Genomic DNA, 25,028 nt, shown 5'->3' on the forward strand with positions numbered 1-25,028 from the left:
GTACAATTTAAAGACGTATTATGGTCTTTAATTTTTTAAAAAAAGCTTCTTCTCTGTAGGATAAATTCATTAATTGCTTAGATAATTCTTCATACATGGAACTTCCGGTAGTTCGGTTTTTATATACACGTGAAATATTTAAAGCAAAATCTCTCCATTCATCTCCAATTTCCGTCATTTCTTTAGACATTTCTTTTAGTTCCGGTTTCTTTAATACTGAAGATGCTTCTTGTAAAAAGGCTGCATAGATATACCGAAAACCACCTCCTCCGGTGCCTATTTCCTCCTGCATTCTGATTAACTGCCCTAAATAATGATTGGTTTTTTTAATACCAATACTATTAGGCCATTTTTTTATATTTTTTGCTACCCACCTCATAGCTCTAACCCCTACTATGGGTACTGGAGCCAACATATCATTGCAGGTTTGTTTAATTCCTTTAATGATAGCCTGTTCTAAATTTATTTTTTCAGGAATGTAAGTCAGGTAGTACATATGTCCTTTAGGTGGAAGCGCTCCTTTTGCAAATCTCACTTTTTCCAGTTCTTTTTCTGTTAGCTCTACCGGATATTCAATTACAGGATCGCTGATTAAATATTTATCTTTTTCTTTTCCGTAAACTACAAGATTATGAGCATTAAAGTGAAATCTATATTCATCCGGAAAATATACCAGGTTGAAAACTCCTACCTGCAGGCCAACAGGAATTTTATTTTCAAGCATAGTATCCAATGTTGACTGAGCTTTTTGTGGCGAGGAAAATTTTTTCCTTTCTATTTTAAATCCTAACCTTTTTGAAAGTCTTTTAAAAATAAATCCGGGCATAGGCCTGTAACTGAATCCAGGGGCATGATTTACTCTTAAAAAAGGTAAATAAACAAAAAATAAACCGGATCCTATTCCAAAAGCCATAGGTTCTGATATATTAACTCCTTTATTTTTTAATAGATTGGACGCTACTCCATTTTCGCAATGGGCCGATTGATGATGTTCAAACTCTAGTTTCATTGTTGTAATCCCGGATATTTTGAAATGTCTTTTAGTTGTTCTATGTTTATACCAAAAGCTTCGGCATACTTTTGAAGTGTTTTAGTCTTTAATTTATGAAAATTCGCGGGCTTCATATGTCTTTTGACAAACCAACTCCATATATGTGTATAGCTGGACAAAATAGATACATCCATTTTATTAACTTCCATATAGTAGGCAATAGGACTTAATTCTCCTGCTAAAACTTTAGACCTGGCATCCTCTACTCTTTCTTTTATTAAATCCATGGACTCATCCTGAGCCAAGGTTTTTGCTTCCCAGCCAGTACTTAAAACCGTAGTATATTTTCCCTCCTCATCTACAGCATAATATAAATCTTTTATATTGCTTTTGACTAAATTTCCTTCATCTTGGGGTACTTGTTCTTTTTTCATTAGGATTGAGTTTGTACTAACATTTTCATTTCAGATTCAAAAACTTTTTGTTTTCCTTTGTAACTAAAACCTTTAACATCTATGATTTTCAGTTCCGGAGATTTAAACACCAAATCCACTACAGTTGTTGTAATGAGTTTTTCACCTATTTCCGGCAAGTCCATAATTGACAATTTTTTTATTGAACTGATGAAACCTAAAGTTTTTTCTTCATCCTGAAAATCAGTATTATTTATATCAGCAAAAAGTGCTTTCAAAAAGACAAAACTGGTCTGTGCCATATTTTCAATAAGTCCTGTTTCCTGAAGCTTACCTTCTGTTACGAAAATACAATCTTTTTTTATTTGATAAGAAGTTTTTATCTCAAACCCTTTAATACTTAAAATTTTATCAAGCATTATAATGGGAGCCCTATGCGGGATATATTCTTCTATTTTATCAAAATCGTTCATAAATCAGTTAGACTGTACGAGTCTCATTTCTCCTTGTGCTATTATTTTATCATTATAAATTACTTCTGCACTGACAATGACAACTCCTAAGATTTCATTGAGCTTGGTAATATGAGTCTTAATAGATGTGCCGGATAATGGAAGTGCATATACATGTAATTTCCTAATTGAGCCAATATAACCCTCCGGGGCCGGAACTCCATTTTTGTAAAATTCATATCCCATATGCATCGCAGTTGTCTGAGCCATATTTTCAATCAAACCACTTTCCTCTAAGTAGCCCGCCTGATTAACAAATATATGATCCTGAGGAATGAAAAAGACAGAGGTCGCATCTTCTTCTGAATAATTCAGCAGCTCATCAACTAACAATACTGGCTCACGCTGAGGTATTAATTTTTTTATATTATCTTTAGTAACTAATGCTTCCATACTTTTAGCAAACTTCTAGTAAAGCATTTACATATGAAAAACGTCCACTTTCCGGAACCGCTAATATAATTTTATCTCCTTTCTTTAAAGTACCGGAATTAACCAGCTCTTCCAATTGCAGATAACTGGATGCTGCTCCAACATTACCTACTTTATTTAGATTAATAAACCATTTATCTTCTGGAATTTCAAGTCCCAGATTCGCAAGCTCTTCATATAATTTATCTTTAAAGTAAAACGAAGAAATATGTGGTAAAAAATATGTGATTTCTTCTTTGTTAAATGAGTGTTTTTCAAAAGCTTTTTTTACACTCAACGCTCCTTTTTGAATAACGTTACTATTTAATATTTTGATATCTTGTTTTAAAGAAAAAACAGATTTGTCCAACCATATTTTAGGATTTATATCGCTCCATGGCTTAAGAGTTCCGTCCTCATTTTTTAATGCTCCGGCATACATACATGTTTCCAATTCATTTGCATAGGAAATGGCATGAATCCATTTTATTTTTAATGGAGTTTTTCCGTTAGGCTTGTTTTCCAGAAGAACTGCGCCGGCACCATCAGAAAGCATCCATCGTAAAAAATCTTTTTCAAAAGCAATAATAGGATTTTCTTCTAATGGAGTTAAATTTTCGATTTCAGGATTAAATTTTTCGGCTTTCATCCAGGAGGAAAGTTTTTCAGAGCCGACACAAACTGCATTTTCGGTATTCCCGGATAAAACGGAAAGGTAACCAAATTTTAATGCATTCATTCCTGAAGTACAAATTCCTGCTGCAGAGTTTATTTCAACATTATGTTTAAACATCCCATGTATCATACTGGCATGTGAGGGTAATAATTGATCCGGAGTAGAACTTCCGCAAGATAATAGTTCTATATCTTCCTCTTTAACAGCACCTGAATTTATTAAGTTTTTAATTGCTTCAAACGCCAACTCTGCATTACTATGGGAAGGAGTCCCATCTTCTGCAATTGCATAATATCTGGTTGTAATTTTATTATTTCTTAAAACTATTGATTTAGCTTTAGAAGGTTTTCCGTTAATATATCCAAGTTTTTCTTCCATCCTGTCGTTAGTAATCGGTTCATTAGGTAAGAACTTACTAACTGCAGTTATGTATACTTCATTCATTATTTCAAAATTACAGATTTATAATAGTTAACGCTTTTCTTAAATAGAAAATATGTAGGCAAATATATTAAATTAAATAGTAATGTAACTACAGGAGCTATTCCCCACAGGGCTATTAAAAGATAATAATAAAATACTTTTAACCAGGGTTCTCTGGATTTTTGTCCTGGCCCTCCTTTTTTTATAATAAAACGTGCCCATTTTGAAAATAGAAATGTTCCTCTTTTCTCAATAAAAACGAGAAGAGGTTTTACATGAACTGCTCCTTTCGATAAAAGTTGTTCCTGAAGATGATTCCATTTTCCTTTTTTTAGAGAATCAAGTATTGATTCTCCAAATTTATCAGACTCATTTATATCTTTATCAGGTACACCCGGCTTAGGAAAAATACCCAGATAAGAAGTTTTCTCTCCTTTGAATAACCAATGTAAAAGCGTAATGAGACTTACATGATTGTTTTGCTTGTCAGTAAACACTATATTCCCTACAAGTTTTGCTTTCAGATTTACCAGTTGCAGTTTCATTTTTTCTTGTGCCATTACCCACATATTCCTACAGCCAATAATGGTGATGACATTGGTATTTTCAAATAACTTTTTAGCCTGATGGCTTTTTAAAAAAGAAATAACCGGAAGTGAAACAGATAAAAACCATATTTGATAGCTGAGTATGATTAGATCGTAACGGTCAGATAAAATATCATTTTCATGAGTATCCAACTCCATAGGGATTTGTAAAAAAGTCTCTGGAAATACATCAAAAAACTCATTTTTTGTCCAAGGAAAAGGAAATTTATGTACGGGCTTAATCTGGTAATAGGTTAATTTTACTTCAGCATCTTTGGCTAAAGGCTTGACAATATTATCAACTATATCTTTTTGCTGACCTGTTTGCGAATAATATACTATTAAAACGTTTTTCATTTTTTGTTATTTCCAAAAATTATAATAATTAAACCATTGTAACGGATATTTTTCCAGCATTCCTTCAATATTATGAATATATGATTCTAAAAGTCCCTGCGCATCTCTGTTTTTAAATTCAGCTTTTCTTGCATAGAAATGATAATGTTTATTTTTTTCTCTCATTACATAAACAAATAAAACCGGACATTGCAATCTGGAACTGATAAGAAACGGACCTGCAGGGAATTTTGCAGTTTGTTCTAAAAAATCAGCTTCTAATGTCTTGTTTCCTGGAAAGTAACGATCTCCTGTAAAACATATGATTTCTTCATTACTTAAAACTTCGTTAATTCTGAATATATGAGACATATCATTTTGTACGACAATAAAATCAATTTTAGGTTTAGCGGTGACACTTTCCAAATATTTTTTTATAGCTTTTCTTTCTTCGTCTGTAGTGACCAAATGAATTTTCTTTTCAAATTCATCCATAAAATGCTGAGAAACTTCAAAGTTACCTATATGAGCACTGATCATCACCCCTCCTTTTTGTTCCTGTGCTAGTTGATGTATTAATTCAATTCCATCAAACTCATACGTAAATTTATTTTCAAGGCCTGAAGTAATAGCAACTTTATCTATAAGGGTTTGTCCAAAAACATAGTTGTTACGGTAAGTATTTACTATACTATTTAGGAAGGTGTTTTTTCTACGGAAGCGAAAATATTTGTATATTTCTCTGGTTTGCCTGTAATTGAACAGGCAATAGTATAATGATACAAAAAATAATAAGAAATATGCGGAATTTAATCCTATTTTTTTTATTATAAATGTAAAAATCTTATATCCTGTTACGGTACCTTTTGATTTTCCTTCCCATTCTGCCATGGTAGGGGGCTTTATAATCGGTTCTCAATCAATGAATAAAAATCTTCAAAAGTATTTACACCTTCAAAATCCTTTTTTTCTAATTTCACTCCGAATTTATTCTTTATTGCAACTACTAAATCCACAAAGTCTAAACTATCAAGCTCCAACGTTGTTTTAAGTTCTGCTTCAGGTTTTATCAAATCCGAATCAACTTCGAATTCTTGGACTAAAAGCTCATTGGTAACTTTTATGATATCCTCTTTTGTAATGGTATTCATTTTATTATATTAACAACTGATTTATCTGCAAAAGTACATAATTTGTCTCTTTTAACCAATCAAAAATATTTTATATTATACTAAAGTTTGAGAAATAGATAATTTTATAACACATATTTCAGTATCGCTGATTATTAAAACATAAAAAAATCCCTCAAAGATTAAATCTTTGAGGGATTTTTATAACATAATGTATTATTAAAAAGCTCCGATAAATTGAGCTCCGGCTCTATTTTTCAGTTTTGCTCCTTTAGTTACAGTTCCTGTGTTTCTGTCTATCACATAAATATTTCCGTCTTTTCCAACGGGAGATATAGCTACATAGACTTTACCTCCGTGTGCTAAAATTCCTTGGTGTTGAAAGAAATACATATCAACATCATAAGGTAAATCAACCTGAACTGCAGTTTTTGCATTTAAATCTATACGTGCTAAATAGCTCTGAGGATTATTAGTCAATGTTGAAACAGCTGCCCCATTATGAGAGTACATTAAATAGGCAATTCCGTTCCCTGCGTATTTCCATGTTTCTACAGTTACTCCCTGAACGCCTAAGGCTGTATCTAAATTAAACACATAGGAATCATCGTATTCATTGCTTTGATTTATTTTCAAGATGTGTCCTCCATCCTGATCTCTTGATGTAGCCTGGTATACATTACCATCATCAGATAAGAAACTGTTTAAACTTCTGTATCCTGAAGTATCTCCATGACTGATGGTTGAAGTAATAACTTTAGGATTTGTTAACGAAGGGTAATCAAGAATTATGGTTTTTGAACCTAATTTTGCATAAGTAGTGTTATCAACTTGTCCGGTTGCCGGATTTATTTTTCTCATCCAGGTTCCTATGTACAATTTATTACCTGCTCTGTTTAACGCCGGTGAGTCCATTCTGAAAATATAGTGTCCCAGAACTTCTTCTGCAGAAGTTAATGGTACTTCAAAGGAAACATTTGTCTTGATTTGAGGATTTTGTAAGTCAATAGCAACTGTTGTAGCTGTACCTCTTGTATATTGATAAACGTTATTATCATATTTATTAGTAACTCCTGAAATATTATTAGCGATTCCCGTTCTATCGTTATCATATAGTTTTCCCCAACGAGGTGCATTTGTTACATAAGGTGCTATATTTACTGATGTTCCTTCCTGAACAAAATTGGCTCCCCCTCCGATTTTATATCTGCTGAATAAACCTCCGTTATCTCCGGTATAAGGCAAAGCATATAATGTATTTCCATCGGTAGATGTATATAATCTTGAAGTTCTTTGCGAGGGTACTATAAATCCGTTATCAAAGATACTGATTTCTTTTTCAGGATTTTTAGCATCTTCTTCACTTAACGAATATATAATCATTCCTCCGTTTCCATCTCCGGGAACAGTACCTTGTAATGAACCAGCAATGGTAATCCAACGATTATTATCACTGCCGGGAGTTCCTCCATTATTTTCGGAGATGTCGTCACTGCTACAATTAATCATTGTACCAGATATAATGCCCGCTGATAACGCTAGTCTCAGGCTTTTAATAATTCCTTTTTTCATATTTTTTTTGATTTTTATTTATAATGAATAGTTTAATTTAACATAAAAAGCTCTTCCGGGTTTCTGTACGGCAAAATTGTCAAAGGCCTGCTTATCAAAAATATTTTTAGCATCCAGACTAATCATAAAATGCTGGTTTGGAAATTTGTATGTAATACCCACATCGTGTATATTTTGACTAGGAACTTTAAAATGATCGGCTCCTTGCAATTTTTCTATCAAGAGGCTATTAAATTCTCCAACGAATCGAAAGTTATAATAAAGAATAAGTCTTGAACCTTTACTTAGTATATTTTTAAAACTATACTGAGCATTTGTATTCATAGTAAAATAGGGTTCGTTGGGTAATTGTTCTTTATAGGTATAAGTATCTTTTTTATTATTCATAAAAGATTTGAATCTAGATAGATTAAAAAATAATCTTAAATTGTCTTTATATGAATAATTAATTTCTAAATCAATTCCTCTGGACATTGTTTTTAATTGATTTTTACTTTGATATGTTTCCTGAACCGATATATTTTTTGTAATATCAAACTCGTAAATCCGGTCTCTGGTGTCTCTGATAAATCCGTTTACTGAAATTCCCGCTTTATGAAATTTTCCAATTTCATACGGTCCGGCTTTAAAGCCCAGATTGTAATTATTACTTTTTTCCGGTTTTAAGTAAAAGTTTTCCTGTTTATTGTCTGCAACGTTTCCAAAAACCTCTCCTTCGCTAGGCATTCTGATAGCTTTTTCAGCTGAAGCCATAATCATTATTGAATTTGAAATTAAATAAGATGCCGCAAATCCATAGCCATTTTCATTGACGTCTGACTGATCTTTTTTCAAAACTCTTACATCCTGATTCAATTCATTTTTGACAGCTATTGGCTTAGTCCTTTCAATTGATTGCATGTAATACTTACCAAATAGCGAGGTTTTAAGCTTTTCTTCAAAAGCGGTTAACTCATAAGATAGTGCAAAATTATTTTTGGTGATTTTATTACTCTCATTGTATAAATTTTCTACTACAGCTCGTAACTCATCATTATCTTTTCTATTCTGATGAAAAAATAAATAATTAAATGAAAAACTGTGATGATTGTTTATTTTATATGAAACTCCTGCATTTGCACTGGCTGATTTTCTATCAATATGATTGATGGTGGCGGTTCCCTGCTGGGCTCCGTAAGAGGAGCGGACCGGCCTGCCATTTAAATCTATAATGGGTTTTCCATTCCAATTATATGCCAGTCTATTGGTATCACTTAATAATTGTTTTCTTTCCGTATAAATAGCTCTGAAATTTATATCTAAGCCTGAAGTTAAGAAATCTTTTTTATTATATGTGATACTGGCTATGTGTGCATTTCTTTTTGCATATCTTCCCATATAAGCGCGGTTCATAAACTGACCATGCTGAATTTCATTATAATCAAAACTATTACTGTATCCGATTAAAAATTTATCTGCCCACTTCGTTTTTGTTACTCCTATTTCCGTAATACTTCCGTAGGAATAGTATGCGTCATTGAATCTTCTAGCCTTAATATATTCTATAGTACCGTTGGGATTTGTATTAAATATACTTCTTCCCCATACTTTATAATTATTGTCTGAATAATTATAAAACATGGAAGTTTTGAAAGTAAAACCGGATTTAGCTCTGTAGTTGGCTGAAAAATTTGCCTGTGTGGTATTAAAAGAACCATACGACAACGATGCACTTAAATTGTTTCGGTAATAATTTTTTAAGACAATGTTAATAGCTCCCCCCAAGGCATCGTTTGCCAAATAACCAGGCACTACTCCTTTAAACACTTCTACACGTTCTATCATTGCTGGAGGAATACTGTTAAGACTGAACGCCCCCCCATATGTTTCCATCGGTAATCCGTCTATAAATACTTTTATTGAGTTGCCGGTCATTCCATTAATATTAAACTGATAGTTTGATCCCAGCCCTCCATCCTGACGTATTCTTACACCCACTGATTGATCTAAAAGTTCCAATGTTTGTGTATTTCTTTCAGATGCTTCTTTTGTTTCAATCACATTGACAGCAAAGCCTTTTTTTTCCAATTCAGATTTAACCGATCTGATTTTTGATACATTTATAGTTTCTAGGGTAACTTCTTTATTTAAAGTAATAGTAGGATCAAATTCTATATTTTGATTATTTATTTTAACATGAAACTCCTGTGTTTTATTTTTTTCTTTAACGATTAGAACATAGTTACCCGATTCTAAATTAAAAAACTGATATTTCCCCTCCTCATTTGTTTGAGAATTTATTATTTTGTTTGAGTGTTTGAGATTTATTTCTGTATTGCTGACAGGTTTAAAATTCTCATCATATACATATCCGGAAATAGAGTACTGAGCATATAGAACAACAGAAAAAAGAAAAAAAGACCATTGAGCTAGTTTCTTAAACATTTGTTAATTTTTTTCAAAAATAATTTTTATTTAGAATAAATACAAATAAAAACTCATTTTATATAAACTCTTGTGTATAATTACCGAAACCAACTTATTTTAAACAATTAATAATCAAATTATTATCTCAAATATAAGCTAATAAAACGGACTGATAAATCTTAACTAAACATGTACTAATAATGAGCAAAAATTATGATCCTGACAGGATTAACTTATTCATTTTGGTTAATAAAAGCATAAAAAAAGAGAGTCTAAGACTCTCTTTTTTTATGCTTTTATTTTACTATTTATTTCTCTTCAGAAGCTAGTTTGGTATATTCTAAAATTAAATATCCCAGATTTCTCCAATCCGCTGATTCTAAAGGATATTTATTCATAAATTCTTTGCAATCACCAAATAACTCATTATAGTAATCATTAAAATCTTTTTTCTCTAACCAATATACCTTGTCCCCTTTTTTCACATAATAAGATTTAGTAACTCCTCCTCCTATAGTGGGACCACCTCCGAAAGAAACACCACCTGTTTCTTTTGCCATTGGATCTCCATATACTTCTATTATGCTGCTGAATTCTGGATTAATCAACTGCATAAGATATTCTTTTTTCTCTTTTTTATTTTTTATAGAGACTTCCTGATTTTTTATATAGATATATCCCTGAGATACTATTTTATTCAAACTTTTTCTTCCATAATTATTCACATTTCCAAAAAAAGACTGCATTTTTAACGATTTTTGAAATCCAGAAGGATATAGATACATTTCAGAAATTTGTTCTGCTGTAAACTTTTCCTTTTTTTGGAAATACTATCTTCTATTTCAATTGATAAAATCAAACCACTTTTTTGTTTAATTCCTGTTTTATACCCTTGTATAATTCTTCCGTCTTTTAAAGTAACCGTAGATATTTTTTTTGAAGAAAAAGCAGTATAAACTGATTCGAAGAGATCTTTTCCCATCTCTAATTTTAATTCTCTATCTGCTTTTTTCTTAGCCTCTTTTTCCTCTTTGGTCTGAGCAATGAAAGAAACACTCGTAATTGCTGTTAGCACTAAGGCAATAAATAATTTTTTTTTTCATATATATATTTAATTAATTTTATTCATAATAATTGCTGAATTGGTTCCACCAAATCCGAAGGAATTTGATAAAAAGGTGTCAAATTCAGCATCAATAGTTTTTTTCACTAAATTTAAGTTCTTGGCCGTTTCATCTACCTCTTGCAGGTTTATATTGGGAGCAATAAAATTATTGTGCATCATTATAAGTGAGTAAACCAGCTCACTGGTTCCTGCCATCCAGCATTCGTGACCAGTCATAGATTTTGTTGAACTTACCCACGGGCTGTTTCCAAAAAGAGAATCAATTGCCCGAGCTTCATTAGCATCACCAACAATTGTAGAAGTTGCATGAGCGTTTATATACATAATATCTTCAATCTTTTTGCCGGAATCTTTTACAGCCATTTGCATTGCTCTTCTGGGCCCGTCAACGTTAGGTGATGAAATATGATCTCCATTGGATGAAAATCCATAGCCTGTAATTTCTCCTAAAATAGGGGCTCCACGCTTTATTGCAGAATCATAGCTTTCTAAAATCAGTGTAGCTCCCCCACCACTGGGAACCAATCCATCTCTTAAACGGTCAAAGGGTCTGGATGCTTTTTCTGGTTCCTGTTCCTGTGTGGAGAACACGCCTAAACCGTCAAAACTACACATAGCATAGGGATTAACCTCCTGAGCTCCTCCACAAATTATAACATCCTGCAATCCTTGCTTTATAAACATATAGCCCAATCCAACAGAATGTGAACCACTTGCACAGGCCGCACTTATAGTCATGTTAATTCCTTTGATTTTAAACAAAGTAGATAAATTCATGGTTATGGTTGAATTCATTGACTTAAATATAGCTCCGGAACCAACCATAGTCGTATCTTTTGCTTCTCTTATTAAATCAATTGATTCAATCACTGCCTGGGCAACGCTATCGTTACCATATAAAATACCCACTTCATTTTTTTCAAAAAACTCTAAATCTATCCCGGCATATTGCAACGCTTCTATGGTTGCCTGATAAGCATATTCACCTTCCTGTCCTAAACTTATTCTCTGCCTTCTATTTAATACACTCTTTAAATCCGGTTTTTCAACTATTCCGGTTAAACCGGATCGATAACCAAATTCTTTCCTTTCCTGAGAAAATCTTATTCCAGAGATTCCCTTATATAAAGATTCTTTTACTTCATGCAAATTTTTCCCTAAACAGGAATAAATTCCCATTCCGGTAACCACTACCCTTCTCATGAATAGATTCCTCCGTTAATGTTAATAACTTCCCCAGTTATATACGCTGCTTTTTCAGAAGCTAAAAAACAAACTAAGTCGGCTACTTCTTCAGCTTTGCCAAAACGATTCATGGGAATCATTTTTTTAAGCTCATTTTCATCAAGTTCGCTGGTCATATCTGTTTCAATGAATCCTGGAGCCACAGCATTAACGGTAATTTTTCGTTTAGCAACTTCTTGTGCCAATGCTTTTGTTGCTGCTACCAAGGCTCCTTTAGCTGCTGAATAATTTACTTGTCCGGCAGTTCCTTTAACTCCTGAAACAGATACTATGTTGATAATACGACCGTACCGGTTTCTAACCAATCTTTCTATCAATGTTCTGGTAACATTATAAAAGCCGTTTAAGCTTGTATTAATGACTTGGTCCCAAGCTTCATTTTCCATCCACACAAATAAACCATCTGCTGTAATTCCCGCATTGTTAATTATGGTTTCAACCACAGCTTCCGGATTTTCCTTTTGCCAGCTTTCCAAAACCGATAATGTTTGTTCCCTGTTAGAAACGTCAAAAGGTATTAATTCTGCAAAACCACCGAATTCTTCAATTCTACGTTTGGTATCTTCCGCCTCGGACTGGTTAGAACGATAATTGATCAGCACAGAATATTTTAATTCTTTTGCTAATTTCAAGCATATTTCTTTTCCTATCCCACGGGAACCTCCTGTAACTAAGGCATACTTCGTTTTCATAGAACTGTTTTATTATTTCTTTAGATATTCTTTAATTTTCATCAGCGGTTCACTCAAAATATCATCCTGATCAAATTTTGGTACTATTTTTCTAATTTCAGTGTATAATTTTTTTCCTTTCTCCGAAATTTCATCTTCATATTTTAGATAATCTACTGCCTGAATAAGTGTCAAAACATAAATTGAAAGCACTTCGTAAGTATTATCTATTACTTTTTCAGTTAACAGGGCTGCATTTGTTCCCATGCTTACTATATCCTGATTATCTTTATTGTTAGGAATACTGTGTGTGTATATAGGCGTAGCGAGCGTTTGGTTTTCAGCAGTAGTAGATGTTGCTGTAAATTGGGCGGCCTGCATTCCAAAATTAAGACCTAAAGTACCTAAATTAACAAATGCTGGTAATATCTCATTAAGCGATGGGTTTAATAAGTAATTCAATTGTCTTTCCAGCAACATACTTAATTTAGTTATACAAATTCTTAATTTGTCCATTTCTAAAGAAACATAATCTCCATGAAAATTTCCACCATGATAAACATTTCGTGTATTTATGTCTACAATGGGATTATCATTTGCTGAATTTACTTCATTAATCAAAATAGTCTCTACCTGATTAATTGTGTCTTGTATAGGCCCTAATATTTGGGGCACACAACGTAAAGAATAGTATTCCTGAACTTTTTCTTTAAAAACAGATTCATTTCTATTTCCTGTATATAAGTGGTCTTCTCTTTTTCTTATTAATTTACTATCTGAAACAATTTCTCTGATTTCTTTAGCTATATTTTGTTGCCCCTGATGTTTTTTTACTCCATTCAATTCTTCTGAGAAATGGTCATCAAATGCTTGCACTATTTCATTAATTAAAGCTGAGGTAAGAATACTCCAATTCAACAATTTTTTAGCATACCAGATATTTACCAATCCTATACCGGTCATTACAGAGGTTCCGTTAATCAATGCCAATCCTTCTCGTAAATGAATTTCTATGGGCTGAATATTTTCTTTTTTGAAAACAACTTGTGCATCAGTAATTTCTCCTTTATACCAAAGTTTACCCTCTCCTATCAGCCCTAAAGCCAAATGTGCCAGCTGGACTAAATCTCCGCTAGCTCCTACACCTCCATGCTTATGTATGACAGGATATATTTCCTTATTAATAAATTCTTTCATCAGATTTATTACTGAAATATGGACTCCTGAATTTCCTAATGATAAAGTTTGTAAACGTGCCAGTAACACAGCGCGGGCATAAACAGGGGATAAAATTTCACCCATTCCCGCAGAGTGGCTTCTGATCAGATTATACTGCAATTGCAATTGATCCTTTTCACTGATACGATATTGGGCCATAGGACCAAAACCTGTATTTACTCCGTAGATGATTTTATTTTTCGCAAACTCTTTTAAAAAAGAAAAACTATTCTCTATTCTCTCCAATGTACTGTTTTCCAATTCAATTCCTTCATTATAAAGAACAACCGATTCAAAACTATCAAAAGAAATCAGGTCAGAAATTTTTACCATAGTAATTTATCATTAAAATATAAGTTCGCAAAGTTAGTTATTTTTATAAATTTGTCATTGAATTAGCAAAACTAATCATGAAAAAAGAAACTGTAGATGTTCTTATTATCGGTGCCGGTCCTTCCGGTGCTGTTTCTGCCGGAATTCTGGCTAAGAACGGAATCAACTTCAAAATTGTTGATAAAGAAAGATTTCCGAGATTTGTTATAGGTGAAAGTTTACTTCCGCGGAGTATGGAACACTTTGAGGAAGCTGGTTTGTTGGATGACCTTATGAAATATGGATTTGAAAAGAAAATCGGTGCTCGCTTCCTTCGTGGGGAAGATGTATGCTGGTTTAAATTCAATGATAAATTTACAGATGGCTGGGATTGGACATGGCAAATACCTAGGGCCGAATTTGATAAAGCTATTACTGATTCTTTGGAATCTAAGGGGATCAAAATAGACTTTGAAACCAAAGTAGAAAGTATTACGTTTAATGGTTCTGAATCTCTATCTGTTATTAGCGATGCTCAGGGAAATAAAACAGAAGTTCATGCAAAATTCATAATTGATGCCAGTGGATATGGCAGAGTTTTACCTGAAATTGAAAATCTGGAAGCCCCTTCTGTTCTCGCTCCTAAAACTTCTATGTTTGTTCATGTTAAAGACAGTAACAAACCCGAGGGTATAGAAGGCCCCACCATTACTTTTGATGTGTTGGAACTTGAGCACTGGTTTTGGATGATTCCTTTTTCAAATGGAATAACTTCTTTAGGACTAGTTGCTCCGTCGGATTATTTCCCAAAGAATGATAGCTATGATAAAGAGTCGTTTTTCAGAGATATAATCAGAAGAAGTTCATATTATAAAGACAGATTTGAAGATGTTGAATTTGTCTTCGAACCAAAACAAATCATCGGCTATTCAAAATCTGTAAAAAAACTTTATGGCAATGGCTATGTTCTTACTGGTAACAGTTCGGAATTTCTTGATCCGGTTTTTTCTTCAGGTGTATGCTTTGCGACAGAATCCGGAAGCCTTGCCGCAAAACTTATATCCAAGCAGTTAAAAGGTGATGTTGTTGACTGGGAAAAAGAATATTCTGAATATATTGCCTGGGGTGTCGATGTTTTTCGTTCTTACATTCAGGACTGGTATTCCGGAGACTTGCAGGAATTTTTCTTTCATAAAGAAGAAAACCCTGAAGTCAGAAGAAAAGTTTGTTCCGTTTTAGCCGGATATGTATGGGACAAAAATAATCCGTTCGTTTCCAAACATAATCGTGCTGTAAAGGCTATTGCCAATATGATACGGGAAGGTAAAAACAGTTAATACTAAATTTCAGACTATTAAATATATAAAAACATATAAAATATTTCAGTGGCTAATCACCGGAAGTTTAGCCACTCTCTTTTTTTCTTGTTCTGTACAAAAATTACCCGATTATGAAAAGTATCCTTCAATAGTAAATGAAAGAATAAAAATTACGGATGACTTTTACAAATCCGGAAACAATATTCTTAAAAAGAATACTCAGGGAATCTGGGAATTATACACGGAAGGAAATCCTTTAGAAAGAGGGCTGGCAAATGGGATACTGACTCAAGAGCTAACATATAATCAGGAAAAAATCTTTACAGATAAAATCAAAGAATTTATTCCTTCTCCCTTTTATCAAAAAATACTTAAAAAATTTGTCCTTTTTTTCAACAGGGAACTGTATAAAAATGTACCCGAAGAGTATTTAATTGAACTTTATGGGATGTCTAAATATGCTTCTGAAGATTTTAATTTTATTGCTAAACCTTATTGGAGAATGTTATATTTTCATGCAGCTCATGATATTGGACATTCTTTACAGGATTTGGCTTTAGTGGGTTGTACCTCATTCGCTGCATGGGGTGATAAAACTGCTGATGGTAAATTACTTATCGGACGTAATTTTGATTTTTATGTTAATGATAGCTTTAATAAAAACAAAGTTATTGCTTTTGTGAGTCCTGATCGGGGGTATAAATACGCTTTGGTGACCTGGCCGGGTATGATAGGGGCAGTATCCGGCATGAACATGAAAGGACTAACGGTTACTATTAATGCTGGAAAATCCGGAATTCCTTTTAAAGCAAAAACTCCTATTTCTTTTGTAACTAAAGAAATATTACAATACGCTAAAAATATTGAGGAAGCTATTCAAATTGCTAAAAACAGAGAGGTTTTTGTTGCCGAATCAATTCTGGTTGGAAGTAGTGAGGATAATAGAGCGGTGACTATTGAAGTTTCTCCTAATAAATTTGGAGTTTACGAAACAGACAATACTAATTTTTTAATCTGTGCCAACCATTTTCAAAGCAATGAATACAAAGAAGATAAACGCAATCGTAAACAAATTGCTGAAAGTCACTCTATGTATCGGTTTAATAAAATGAAAGAGTTGCTAACTTCTGCACCTTTATTGACTCCTTCTGCAGGAGCAGAGATTCTAAGGAATAAACAAGGTTTAAACGAATTGCCTTTAGGAATGGGTAATGAAAAGGCTATTAATCAGCTATTGTCTCATCATGGAATATTATTTCAGCCAGATAAAAAGATTTTATGGGTGTCTGCAAATCCTTATCAATTAGGAGAATTTGTAGCGTATGATTTAAATAAGGTTTTTAATACTTTTACTTTACAAAAAGAAATATCTAATTTTTCTGAAACAGATTTAAATATACCTGAGGATCCTTTTCTGTATTCTTTACCCTATTCTCAATATGAAGAATACAGGAAACAGAGCCGCCATTTAATCACAAAATTTAAAGAAAACCGTACAGTCAGCAACGAATATTTAAACTCCTATCTTAGTTTAAACCCTGAGTATTGGGAAAGTTATTTTAATGTGGCTGAATATTATTTCAGACATAAAAATTTTTCTAAGGCATTATTTTATTATAATTTAGCTTTAACAAAAGAAATTTCGACGATACCTGCTCAAACAAAAATTAAGGATCGTATCCTAAAATGTGAAAAGAAATTGCACTAATGAAATCAACACCCATAGATCGAACCAGTTTAGAAGAAATTAAAGAATTTCAGGAAAAAAGGTTGAAAGAACAACTGGAGTATGTTAACAAGTTTTCACCCTATTATTCTAAACTCTTTAAAAACCATTCGATTGACATTTCTGAAATTAAAAGGATTGAAGATTTAGTATATATTCCGGTTACAACAAAAAAAGAATTACAGGCAAATAACCATGATTTTTTTTGTGTTCCCCCTGATAAAATTATAGACTATGTTACTACTTCCGGCACTTCCGGAGATCCGGTTTTATGTATTTCTACAGAAAAAGATTTACATCGGATTGCTTTAAACGAGTCATTATCGTATGAAGAAGCCGGATTATCCAATCAGGATATTATTCAGCTTACCACCACTCTTGATCGTAGATTTATGGCCGGAATTGCATATTTTTTAGGTGCTCAGCAGTCTGGAATAGGAGTCATTCGTGTAGGTTCAGGTGTTCCAGAACTTCAATGGGATACCATTCAAAAGATTAAACCTACCGTACTTGTTTGTGTTCCTTCATTTTTATTAAAAATGATTGAATTTGCAGAGGAAAATTCTATAGATTTTATCAATTCCAGTGTGAAGAAAGCAATCTGCATCGGCGAGCCTATCCGAAATCCTGATTTAACCCTGAATGTGTTAGCAAAAAAAATAACTTCTCAATGGAATATCCGTTTGTATTCTACCTATGCATCTACAGAAATGGCAACTGCTTTTACAGAATGTGAATACGGAAAAGGCGGACATCATCATCCGGAATTGGTTATAACAGAATTTCTTGATGAAAACAATCAACCTGTACCCGAAGGCGAACCTGGAGAGTTGACCATCACCCATTTACAAACGGAAGGTATGCCCTTAGTACGTTTTAAAACCGGCGACATCATTCAACCGTTTTATGAAAAGTGTGAATGTGGAAGAGTTTCTTTGCGGGTAGGACCGGTCATTGGCAGAAAAAATCAAATGATTAAATATAAAGGAACAACTCTTTATCCCCCTTCGATGTTTAATTTGCTTAACGATTTTGAAGATATTTGTAATTACGTGGTTGAAATTTCTTCTAACGATATAAATGAAGATGAAATTTTAATAAAAATTGGCGTTAAAAATGCTTCAGAAAATTTATTATCTAAAGTTAAAGATCATTTCAGAGCAAAATTAAGGGTTAGCCCCAGAATTGAATTCATGTCTACTGAAGAAATTGAATTATTAAAAAATCCACCAAATTCCAGAAAAACCAGATTATTAATTGATAAACGAAATTCAGTGATTTAAAAACTTATATCATGTACAAAAAAACTATCTACTCATTATTTTCTCTATTTATAACACTCTTGATCAGTGCTCAAAAAATGGAAGTATTATCCGGTGATTTTAATTTCTTAAAAAATGTAAAAGAGATTAATGTTGTCTTTGATTATTCAGACGTTACTTTTTATAGAAAAAAAATGCCTGAGAGCCAATATATACAGTTACGTAGTGATCAGGTGGAGGCTAAAGAAACTACTGAGAATTGGCAGCAAACCTGGAACGAATACAAAGAAATAAAATTTCCTGATAAGTTTTTCGCCAGTGCTAACAAGTATATCGAACCTAATACGATTACATTTACTAAAAACAGCCAGAGTCCGTATACTTTAATTATTAAGACCATTTGGATAAGAGCTGGCTCAGCAATATTACAAGCCTTAGTAAGTACTACCCTGCATTTTGTAGAAACTAATAATCCTTCAAAAGAGCTTTTAGTTATTTCTAGTAAAGAAGCACCAGGAAAGAGTTATGCAATCCACAGAAATATTATAATTTCGGAAGGTTATGCTATGACTGGTAAGAAACTGGCTAATCTTTTGAATAAAAAAATTAAACCTTAGTTTTTTACTGGCTGTTTGCATAAATAAAGACACCAAATTTCTTATAAATTATTACTATTAAAACAATTTTTAGTAAAAAAAATTATTAACGGATTTTATTATTTTGATTCCTGAAAACATAATTATATATTTTTACATTTAAGAGTTTTTGTGTTTTTATAAAAAATGAGCTAGTTTATCCCATAAAACCTTACATTGTTCATATAAGGTTTTATGAGAGGCCATTCAAAATTTACAATTTGGTTTATCTAAGAGAAAATTTATTAGTTTGAAACATTTCGCTTTTCTGAAATAATTTTCATGATTTATGCTCAATTTATATATTTGGTTTAGTATGTTTTGATTTTTGACAAAAACTCTTGTGTATTTTCTATAGATGAATAATAATAGCTTAAAGCTGCCAAAAATGCTGTTTGTACATTATTTGAAGTTACAGTAGCCCCATCAACTGACAGATCTTTGGTTGCACAAGCATCACTAATGATCGTACAATTAAAATTATAATCTTTTGCAGCTCTTACTGTAGCATCAATACACATATGTGTCATCATTCCACAGATAACTAAATCAGTGATATTTTGAGCTTTCAGGTATTCTAACAGTTCTGTATTTATAAAGCTATTAGGGTAATTTTTAATAATTACCTTTTCCTGTGCAAGTGGTGCTACGTTTTCATGAATCTCTGCACCTTTGGTATTGGGAATAAAAAATGTTGAACCACTTCGTAAGGACAAATGTTTTATATGTATCACGGGTAAAGAGTCCTGTCTAAATTTGTTTAGAATCTTTTTAGCATTTAAACTTGCTTCAAGTGATCCTGATAATGGATTTGCTCCTCCTTCAAAATAATCATTCTGAATATCTATAATCAGTAACGCTTGTTTTGCGTTTTTACGCTGTCCATTAATTTGAATTAGCCCAGTAAAAAATATAATCAAAAGCCACACTAAAATATTTTTCTTTTTCATATTTAAACTATTTAGATTGTTAGTATGGGGTAAAAGTAAAACTTATATATATTTGTGTCAAGTATATACATTTTTGTATACTACATACTTTATTGTATGTAATATTGATTATTAATAACTTAAATAATTCAAAAAAAGAAATTTGTGTTCTTGATTTTGCCTTTCAACGTATAGGTGGTAAATATAAAGGACGAATTCTATGGGCTTTACATAAACATAATGTGATGAGATATGGTGAATTAAGACGTAATATATCTGGTATTACAACTAAAATGTTAACTCAAACTTTACGTGAGCTAGAAATGGATATGTTAATTCACAGAGAAATGTATCCTCAGGTTCCACCCAAAGTAGAATATACACTTACTGAAGAGGGAAAAGAATTAATCCCTTTTATAAAGTTTCTTGTTGAATGGGGTTATAAAAAAATGTTAGCATTTAAATTATCAGAAAAATAATTTTTCAATAAGAGCCTGAATTGTAAGAATTTGTTTGCTTTTGATTTTATAAATTTTTATTTTGAATTTAAGCTTTGGCAAATATGCTGCTTATGAGAAAGCTTTATACCACTCCCATAAGATAATTCCTGTACAAACACTTACATTCAGAGAGTGTTTGGTTCCTGATTGAGGAATTTCAACAAAAACATCAATCTCTTGCAATATATTTTCACTAATTCCTTCTACTTCATTCCCCATTATAATTGCAAATTTTTTACCAGTATCAATCTTATAGTCTTGCAGTAGGGTACTCCCTTTTACCTGTTCAATTCCAACGATAAGGTACCCCTCATTTTTTAGCGATTTAATTAATTCCGATATGCTTTCCACATGCTGCCAATATACACTTTCTGTTGCTCCCAAAGCAGTTTTTTGTATTTCTCTGTGAGGGGGAGTTGGGGTGATTCCACATAAGTAAATTTTTTCCATAGAAAAAGCATCTGAGGTACGGAAGACGGAACCTACATTGTGCATGGAACGTACATTATCTAATAAAATTACTACGGGAATTTTATCACTTTCTTTAAATTCTTCTACGGATTTTCGATTAAGGGCTTCCAGTTTTAACTTTTCTGGTTTTTGAAACAAATTCATATTGGTATTTATTTAACTCAACAATTTTAAATTAGTAGCTGATTTTTATAAATAGGAAAGGGAGCTCTTTTATTTTTTTCTAACTACTGGTAAAATTTCATTATGTGAAAGAGAGTACCTTTTGAATACTTCAGGAGACAAGGTTTCATAATATTTTACTTGTTCTACTTCAAAACCGGCTTTTTCCAAACGTTTAAAATAATCCAACCCGTACCAGCGAACATGATCATACTGTCCAAAGTGTTTTTTTCGCTCCTCTTTTTCAGTAATTGAAAAATCTTCATACGTTTTTTCTTCATTATATCTCATGGGAACCTGAAATATTCCCCATCCTCCCGGTTTCATTACTCTGTATAATTCAGACATTGCTTTGGAATCGTCCTCAATATGTTCTAATACATGATTACAAAATACTACATCAAATTCATCATCTTTAAATGGTAAATCCAATATGTCTGCTTTGACGTCCACAATAGGGGAATATAAATCAGCTGTGGTATATTGCAAATTTTTTAATTCTTTAAACCGCTTTAAAAAGCATTGTTCGGGTGCTATACTTAGTACATTAAGATTTGCGGTAAAGAAATCTGTATCATTTTTCAGATATAGCCACATGAGTCTATGCCGTTCTAATGATAAGGTTCCGGGAGCCAATACGTTATCCCTGACCTTACCATATCCATAAGGTAAAAATTTTCTATACGATTTCCCGTCTATAGGGTCGGTAAATTTATTTCCTCTGTAAAAAACGGATATTAACGGTGCCAGAATGTAGCTGAATTTAATAAGTATTGGCCTTGGAATTAAATTCAAAAAAAATTTAAATATACTTTTCATTTAAATTTATGAAAGAGTAGGTTTAAATAAAAATTCTTCTTCTTCGTCTGAGGTTATTCCCTGAGCTTCATAAATATATTTATAGGTGCTTAATAGCTTGGGTAAACCATCTACTACAGCAACATCATGTTCAAAGTGACAAGAAGGCTTATTATCCTGTGTAGTTACCGTCCATCCGTCATTATGAAACTTAACTTTGTAAGTACCCAGATTAATCATAGGCTCAATAGCAATAACCAAACCCTCTTCTATTTTCGGACCGCTTCCCTTTCGTCCATAATTTGGAACCTGCGGATCTTCATGCATGTCTTTTCCTAAACCATGACCAACCAATTCTCTTACCACTCCGTACCCTGCATTTTCACACATAAGCTGAATAGCAAAACTAATATCTCCTATCCGATTACCTGCTTTGCATTTTTTTATTCCAGCATAAAGACTTTTTTTGGTAATATCCATCATTTTTTTTACCTCATCAGAAATTTCACCTACTGAAAATGTATAGGCCTGATCTCCATAGAATCCATTAATCAAAGCACCACAATCTATAGAAATTATCTCTCCTTCCTCTAAAGGTTTATTATTAGGTATTCCGTGCACAACCTGCTCATTTGGAGACATGCAAAGTGTGTTAGGAAAATCATACATTCCTAAAAAACCGGGAATTGCACCGTGATCTCTAATATATTCTTCAGCAAGTTTATCTAAATGCAAGGTGGTTACACCTGGCTTTACTTCTTTAGCCAACATTCCCAATGTTTTGGAAACCAATTGAGCACTTTCGTACATCAACTCTATTTCTTCTTTTGTTTTTAATTTTATCATGATCCGAATACTCGTGAAAAAAATCCTTTTTTACTTTTAGTTTTTCTTTTTGAATATGGAATAATTTCTCTTCCTTCTACTCCAAATTCTATTTTTTCCCGAATTATTTCATAAACTTCTCCCCAACCCGGAAAACCTCCTAGGTTTCTGTCATCTATGAAATAATCTGCATTAATTTTTCTACTTTGTCCTTCACTATCAAAGACTTCTCCTTCAAAGCTTGAATTAACAGCATAAAACTCAATTCCGTTTTTTTTGCAAAACTCTACTGCTTCATTAAGTCTGTTTCCATGCCGATAAGTCCAAAGTATAAGACGATACCCTCTTTCCTGAAGTTTTTTCATAGTATCAAACGCAAAAATTAAAGGTTTTCCTATTTCAGGATATCTATCTTCTACTATGGTTCCGTCGAAATCTACTGCAATGATCTTATTATTCATAATAAAAAAATTAATATTTATGGTATTAAAAATTATTTGCAAAGTTATACAATTTCACTCATCTTTCCTTCATATAAGACCTTGATTTTTATACGATCATCAAATACAATTGAAAAGTAACGGTTGTTTAATTATGAATTTATATAAAATCGTAAAAATATGTAATTATACTGCGGTTCTTTTTTTATAAAAAAAATAATATAAATTTATCAACTTTGGTATAATATTAGATATTTTTTTTACATTAAAATTTTAATTTTTTAACTATGAAACTAAAACTTTTATTGATAAGCGGTATGTGTTTATTACTTGCAAGTTGTGCTATCAGTACATCTTATGATTATGATAAAACTGCTGATTTCTCCCAATATAAAACATTTAGTATTTATCAGGAAGGAATTGATCAGTTAAAATTGAATGATTTAGATAAAAATCGTATTGTAAGAGCACTTGTCGGACAATTAAAAGCGAAAGGTTTATCTGAATCTGCTGATGGGGATTTAAAAGTAAATGTTTTAGCTTCCTCAAAAAAAGTCATCAATGTAGATAACAATCCTTATTGGGGAGGTCCCTGGGGATGGGGATATGGCTGGTCTAGTTCCAGCACAGTATATGAAACACGAGAAGGAAAACTTACTGTTCATTTGGTAGACTCTAAGAAAAATATTTTGGTATGGGAAGGTATTGCTGAAGGTTTTGATGTTAACAATATAGCTAACAAAGAAGATCAAATAAATAAAGCTATACAGAAAGTATTTACTTATTACCCTCCTAAAGAAAAGAAAAATTCTTATTATTAAAATAAAAAAATCTCAAAATTTAAATTTTGAGATTTTTTTTTTACTGTTATCTATTATTCCTTATTATCAACTCAATTTCTTTAGTTTTATCTGATTGCTTTTTATTTAAAAGGTTGTAATCCAAAATTTTTTGGGCACCTTTAAATTCTTTGACAGACAATGCATATTCAGCCAGATTATTTATTAAGGTTTCAGAAGGTATAAATTTATACCCCAGCTGCTCAGATAAATGATCGTAGGTTATCTTAATCAATTCCGGATTTTCGGGTATTTTTTTTACAGGTAAAGTAATTCCTTGAAAATTAAACTTTAAAGCATCGTACATACCCGGTAAAATTACAGTCCCATGATCTTCCTCAGCATAATATTTCCATTTACTCCTTAATCCATTACTTTTATACAAACTATCTATAACATCATCACAAAACATCTGTATGGATTCAGAATGTTCACTTTTATCTTTTCCCTCATCTTTTGCCTTAGCAATAAATACATTTATTCCTTTATAATTAATTCCCTTTTCCATTGTTAAAGCTTCATTGAATATTTTCCTGTTGTCCCACCAGATACTGGGATCTAAAGCTATATAGGAATTGAAAGAAACAGGGTTATGTATAAGTGTATAAAGCGTAAATAAACCTCCGAACGAATGACCTATCAAGGTATTATACCCGTTCGTTCGGTATTGGTTATTAATATACGGTCTGAGCTCTTTTATTAAAAAATTATGAAAATTCACTGCCCCACCACTATTTTCAAAGAAAACTTTTTCGTCTCTTTTCAAAAAAGACTTTGAAGGAGTAAGATCCCGTGTCCGATCTGTGTTAACTATACCGATAATTATCGATTCGGGCATATAATTATACATACCTTTAGTAAATGCTTTTTGAATTGCTACTAAAGAATGAAAATTAGTTTCTCCATCAATTAAATATATAACCGGATATTCAGAAGAACCTTCTTTATACTCGGGAGGAGTATATACCCAGAATTCTCTTTCTTCATTTAAAATTTGTGAATAAATCTTATATTTTTCTCCTATTATAATTGGTTCCTGTGCATTTAATCCAAAAGAACTCAGGAAACAGATAAATATTACAAATGCTTTCAT

General features: G+C 32.3%; 27 protein-coding genes. 6 read left to right on the top strand and 21 right to left on the bottom strand.

The features are described from left to right. Positions 1-7: 7 nt before the first annotated feature. From EOV51_RS00585 to EOV51_RS00655, 15 genes are all read right to left on the bottom strand, one after another. Positions 8-1,009 carry a BtrH N-terminal domain-containing protein gene (locus EOV51_RS00585; protein WP_128148789.1) on the bottom strand — a complete coding sequence of 334 codons (1,002 nt, stop codon included), beginning with the start codon at positions 1,007-1,009 and terminating at the stop codon, positions 8-10. Further along, complete coding sequence (locus tag EOV51_RS00590; protein ID WP_128148791.1) at positions 1,006-1,425, bottom strand: hypothetical protein; 420 nt, start codon at positions 1,423-1,425, stop codon at positions 1,006-1,008. Before EOV51_RS00590 ends, EOV51_RS00585 begins: the two co-directional genes overlap by 4 nt. Then, positions 1,425-1,877: a hotdog family protein gene (locus EOV51_RS00595; protein ID WP_128148793.1), complete on the bottom strand. Its 453-nt coding sequence runs from the start codon at positions 1,875-1,877 to the stop codon at positions 1,425-1,427. Before EOV51_RS00595 ends, EOV51_RS00590 begins: the two co-directional genes overlap by 1 nt. 3 nt (positions 1,878-1,880) lie before the next feature. After that, entirely contained in the window at positions 1,881-2,309 is a 429-nt protein-coding gene (locus tag EOV51_RS00600) for a hypothetical protein (RefSeq protein ID WP_128148795.1), read from the bottom strand. Positions 2,310-2,313: 4 nt separating this feature from the next. Then, positions 2,314-3,447 carry a beta-ketoacyl-ACP synthase III gene (locus EOV51_RS00605; protein ID WP_128148797.1) on the bottom strand — a complete coding sequence of 378 codons (1,134 nt, stop codon included), beginning with the start codon at positions 3,445-3,447 and terminating at the stop codon, positions 2,314-2,316. Further along, a complete protein-coding gene (locus EOV51_RS00610) occupies positions 3,447-4,370 on the bottom strand; it encodes a dialkylrecorsinol condensing enzyme DarA (protein ID WP_128148799.1) in 924 nt (307 codons plus the stop codon). Before EOV51_RS00610 ends, EOV51_RS00605 begins: the two co-directional genes overlap by 1 nt. Before the next feature lie 6 nt (positions 4,371-4,376). Beyond that, a complete protein-coding gene (locus tag EOV51_RS00615) occupies positions 4,377-5,240 on the bottom strand; it encodes an LpxL/LpxP family acyltransferase (protein ID WP_128148801.1) in 864 nt (287 codons plus the stop codon). Positions 5,241-5,251: 11 nt separating this feature from the next. Further along, a complete protein-coding gene (locus EOV51_RS00620; protein ID WP_128153259.1) occupies positions 5,252-5,491 on the bottom strand; it encodes a phosphopantetheine-binding protein in 240 nt (79 codons plus the stop codon). A 207-nt stretch (positions 5,492-5,698) separates the two neighbouring features. Beyond that, complete coding sequence (locus EOV51_RS00625; protein WP_128148803.1) at positions 5,699-7,051, bottom strand: hypothetical protein; 1,353 nt, start codon at positions 7,049-7,051, stop codon at positions 5,699-5,701. Positions 7,052-7,069: 18 nt separating this feature from the next. Beyond that, positions 7,070-9,475 (bottom strand): TonB-dependent receptor, encoded by a 2,406-nt coding sequence (locus tag EOV51_RS00630; RefSeq protein ID WP_128148805.1) that lies wholly within the window; start codon positions 9,473-9,475, stop codon positions 7,070-7,072. Positions 9,476-9,765: 290 nt separating this feature from the next. Continuing rightward, positions 9,766-10,203: a hypothetical protein gene (locus EOV51_RS00635; RefSeq protein WP_128148807.1), complete on the bottom strand. Its 438-nt coding sequence runs from the start codon at positions 10,201-10,203 to the stop codon at positions 9,766-9,768. Positions 10,204-10,205: 2 nt separating this feature from the next. Beyond that, on the bottom strand, positions 10,206-10,532 hold the full coding sequence (locus EOV51_RS00640) for a hypothetical protein (RefSeq protein WP_128148809.1): 327 nt from the start codon (positions 10,530-10,532) through the stop codon (positions 10,206-10,208). 36 nt (positions 10,533-10,568) lie between these two features. Continuing rightward, complete coding sequence (locus EOV51_RS00645; protein ID WP_128148811.1) at positions 10,569-11,786, bottom strand: beta-ketoacyl-[acyl-carrier-protein] synthase family protein; 1,218 nt, start codon at positions 11,784-11,786, stop codon at positions 10,569-10,571. Next, entirely contained in the window at positions 11,783-12,520 is a 738-nt protein-coding gene (fabG, locus tag EOV51_RS00650; protein WP_128148813.1) for a 3-oxoacyl-ACP reductase FabG, read from the bottom strand. Before fabG ends, EOV51_RS00645 begins: the two co-directional genes overlap by 4 nt. 12 nt (positions 12,521-12,532) lie before the next feature. After that, the gene (locus EOV51_RS00655) at positions 12,533-14,050 is read right to left on the bottom strand and encodes an HAL/PAL/TAL family ammonia-lyase (protein ID WP_128148815.1); all 1,518 of its coding nucleotides are present in this window, start codon (positions 14,048-14,050) and stop codon (positions 12,533-12,535) included. Between the two features lie 77 nt (positions 14,051-14,127). Between EOV51_RS00655 and EOV51_RS00660 the strand changes: the two genes are divergently transcribed. The 4 genes from EOV51_RS00660 (at position 14,128) to EOV51_RS00675 (ending at position 18,953) form a co-directional block, all read left to right on the top strand. Continuing rightward, on the top strand, positions 14,128-15,366 hold the full coding sequence (locus tag EOV51_RS00660) for an NAD(P)/FAD-dependent oxidoreductase (RefSeq protein WP_128148817.1): 1,239 nt from the start codon (positions 14,128-14,130) through the stop codon (positions 15,364-15,366). Between the two features lie 208 nt (positions 15,367-15,574). Beyond that, complete coding sequence (locus tag EOV51_RS00665; protein ID WP_228427794.1) at positions 15,575-17,056, top strand: C45 family autoproteolytic acyltransferase/hydolase; 1,482 nt, start codon at positions 15,575-15,577, stop codon at positions 17,054-17,056. Then, entirely contained in the window at positions 17,056-18,357 is a 1,302-nt protein-coding gene (locus EOV51_RS00670) for a phenylacetate--CoA ligase family protein (protein WP_128148822.1), read from the top strand. Before EOV51_RS00665 ends, EOV51_RS00670 begins: the two co-directional genes overlap by 1 nt. Before the next feature lie 11 nt (positions 18,358-18,368). Next, on the top strand, positions 18,369-18,953 hold the full coding sequence (locus EOV51_RS00675) for a hypothetical protein (RefSeq protein WP_128148824.1): 585 nt from the start codon (positions 18,369-18,371) through the stop codon (positions 18,951-18,953). A 329-nt stretch (positions 18,954-19,282) separates the two neighbouring features. Here the strand turns inward: EOV51_RS00675 and EOV51_RS00680 are convergent, their stop codons facing one another. Further along, positions 19,283-19,891 carry a cysteine hydrolase family protein gene (locus EOV51_RS00680; protein WP_228427654.1) on the bottom strand — a complete coding sequence of 203 codons (609 nt, stop codon included), beginning with the start codon at positions 19,889-19,891 and terminating at the stop codon, positions 19,283-19,285. 122 nt (positions 19,892-20,013) lie between these two features. Here EOV51_RS00680 and EOV51_RS00685 point away from each other — a divergent pair, with 122 nt between their 5' ends. After that, complete coding sequence (locus EOV51_RS00685) at positions 20,014-20,379, top strand: winged helix-turn-helix transcriptional regulator (protein WP_394343659.1); 366 nt, start codon at positions 20,014-20,016, stop codon at positions 20,377-20,379. Between the two features lie 90 nt (positions 20,380-20,469). Here EOV51_RS00685 and EOV51_RS00690 read toward each other — a convergent pair whose 3' ends face one another. From EOV51_RS00690 to EOV51_RS00705, 4 genes are all read right to left on the bottom strand, one after another. After that, positions 20,470-21,015 carry an RNA methyltransferase gene (locus EOV51_RS00690; RefSeq protein WP_128148828.1) on the bottom strand — a complete coding sequence of 182 codons (546 nt, stop codon included), beginning with the start codon at positions 21,013-21,015 and terminating at the stop codon, positions 20,470-20,472. Between the two features lie 69 nt (positions 21,016-21,084). Further along, positions 21,085-21,852, bottom strand: a complete 768-nt coding sequence (locus tag EOV51_RS00695; RefSeq protein ID WP_128148830.1) for a class I SAM-dependent methyltransferase — start codon at positions 21,850-21,852, stop codon at positions 21,085-21,087. 6 nt (positions 21,853-21,858) lie between these two features. After that, positions 21,859-22,677 carry a type I methionyl aminopeptidase gene (gene map, locus EOV51_RS00700; RefSeq protein ID WP_128148832.1) on the bottom strand — a complete coding sequence of 273 codons (819 nt, stop codon included), beginning with the start codon at positions 22,675-22,677 and terminating at the stop codon, positions 21,859-21,861. Then, on the bottom strand, positions 22,674-23,117 hold the full coding sequence (locus EOV51_RS00705; protein WP_370449502.1) for a BT0820 family HAD-type phosphatase: 444 nt from the start codon (positions 23,115-23,117) through the stop codon (positions 22,674-22,676). The genes map and EOV51_RS00705 overlap by 4 nt, the downstream gene beginning before the upstream one ends. A 266-nt stretch (positions 23,118-23,383) precedes the next feature. Between EOV51_RS00705 and EOV51_RS00710 the strand changes: the two genes are divergently transcribed. Beyond that, a complete protein-coding gene (locus tag EOV51_RS00710; RefSeq protein WP_128148834.1) occupies positions 23,384-23,917 on the top strand; it encodes a DUF4136 domain-containing protein in 534 nt (177 codons plus the stop codon). Between the two features lie 46 nt (positions 23,918-23,963). On the opposite strand, the gene EOV51_RS00715 is transcribed toward EOV51_RS00710, so the two are convergent. Next, positions 23,964-25,028 (bottom strand): alpha/beta hydrolase, encoded by a 1,065-nt coding sequence (locus EOV51_RS00715; RefSeq protein ID WP_128148836.1) that lies wholly within the window; start codon positions 25,026-25,028, stop codon positions 23,964-23,966.

Origin of the sequence: Apibacter raozihei (assembly GCF_004014855.1) — a bacterium.
Taxonomy (GTDB): Bacteria; Bacteroidota; Bacteroidia; order Flavobacteriales; family Weeksellaceae; genus Apibacter; species Apibacter raozihei.

Coding starts and splice junctions, on each gene's coding strand:
- EOV51_RS00585 (WP_128148789.1), bottom strand. CDS start 1,009: ATGAAACTAGAGTTTGAACATCATCAATCGGCCCATTGCGAAAATGGA.
- EOV51_RS00590 (WP_128148791.1), bottom strand. CDS start 1,425: ATGAAAAAAGAACAAGTACCCCAAGATGAAGGAAATTTAGTCAAAAGC.
- EOV51_RS00595 (WP_128148793.1), bottom strand. CDS start 1,877: ATGAACGATTTTGATAAAATAGAAGAATATATCCCGCATAGGGCTCCC.
- EOV51_RS00600 (WP_128148795.1), bottom strand. CDS start 2,309: ATGGAAGCATTAGTTACTAAAGATAATATAAAAAAATTAATACCTCAG.
- EOV51_RS00605 (WP_128148797.1), bottom strand. CDS start 3,447: ATGAATGAAGTATACATAACTGCAGTTAGTAAGTTCTTACCTAATGAA.
- EOV51_RS00610 (WP_128148799.1), bottom strand. CDS start 4,370: ATGAAAAACGTTTTAATAGTATATTATTCGCAAACAGGTCAGCAAAAA.
- EOV51_RS00615 (WP_128148801.1), bottom strand. CDS start 5,240: ATGGCAGAATGGGAAGGAAAATCAAAAGGTACCGTAACAGGATATAAG.
- EOV51_RS00625 (WP_128148803.1), bottom strand. CDS start 7,051: ATGAAAAAAGGAATTATTAAAAGCCTGAGACTAGCGTTATCAGCGGGC.
- EOV51_RS00630 (WP_128148805.1), bottom strand. CDS start 9,475: ATGTTTAAGAAACTAGCTCAATGGTCTTTTTTTCTTTTTTCTGTTGTT.
- EOV51_RS00635 (WP_128148807.1), bottom strand. CDS start 10,203: ATGCAGTCTTTTTTTGGAAATGTGAATAATTATGGAAGAAAAAGTTTG.
- EOV51_RS00645 (WP_128148811.1), bottom strand. CDS start 11,786: ATGAGAAGGGTAGTGGTTACCGGAATGGGAATTTATTCCTGTTTAGGG.
- fabG (WP_128148813.1), bottom strand. CDS start 12,520: ATGAAAACGAAGTATGCCTTAGTTACAGGAGGTTCCCGTGGGATAGGA.
- EOV51_RS00655 (WP_128148815.1), bottom strand. CDS start 14,050: ATGGTAAAAATTTCTGACCTGATTTCTTTTGATAGTTTTGAATCGGTT.
- EOV51_RS00660 (WP_128148817.1), top strand. CDS start 14,128: ATGAAAAAAGAAACTGTAGATGTTCTTATTATCGGTGCCGGTCCTTCC.
- EOV51_RS00670 (WP_128148822.1), top strand. CDS start 17,056: ATGAAATCAACACCCATAGATCGAACCAGTTTAGAAGAAATTAAAGAA.
- EOV51_RS00675 (WP_128148824.1), top strand. CDS start 18,369: ATGTACAAAAAAACTATCTACTCATTATTTTCTCTATTTATAACACTC.
- EOV51_RS00690 (WP_128148828.1), bottom strand. CDS start 21,015: ATGAATTTGTTTCAAAAACCAGAAAAGTTAAAACTGGAAGCCCTTAAT.
- EOV51_RS00695 (WP_128148830.1), bottom strand. CDS start 21,852: ATGAAAAGTATATTTAAATTTTTTTTGAATTTAATTCCAAGGCCAATA.
- map (WP_128148832.1), bottom strand. CDS start 22,677: ATGATAAAATTAAAAACAAAAGAAGAAATAGAGTTGATGTACGAAAGT.
- EOV51_RS00705 (WP_370449502.1), bottom strand. CDS start 23,117: ATGAATAATAAGATCATTGCAGTAGATTTCGACGGAACCATAGTAGAA.
- EOV51_RS00710 (WP_128148834.1), top strand. CDS start 23,384: ATGAAACTAAAACTTTTATTGATAAGCGGTATGTGTTTATTACTTGCA.
- EOV51_RS00715 (WP_128148836.1), bottom strand. CDS start 25,028: ATGAAAGCATTTGTAATATTTATCTGTTTCCTGAGTTCTTTTGGATTA.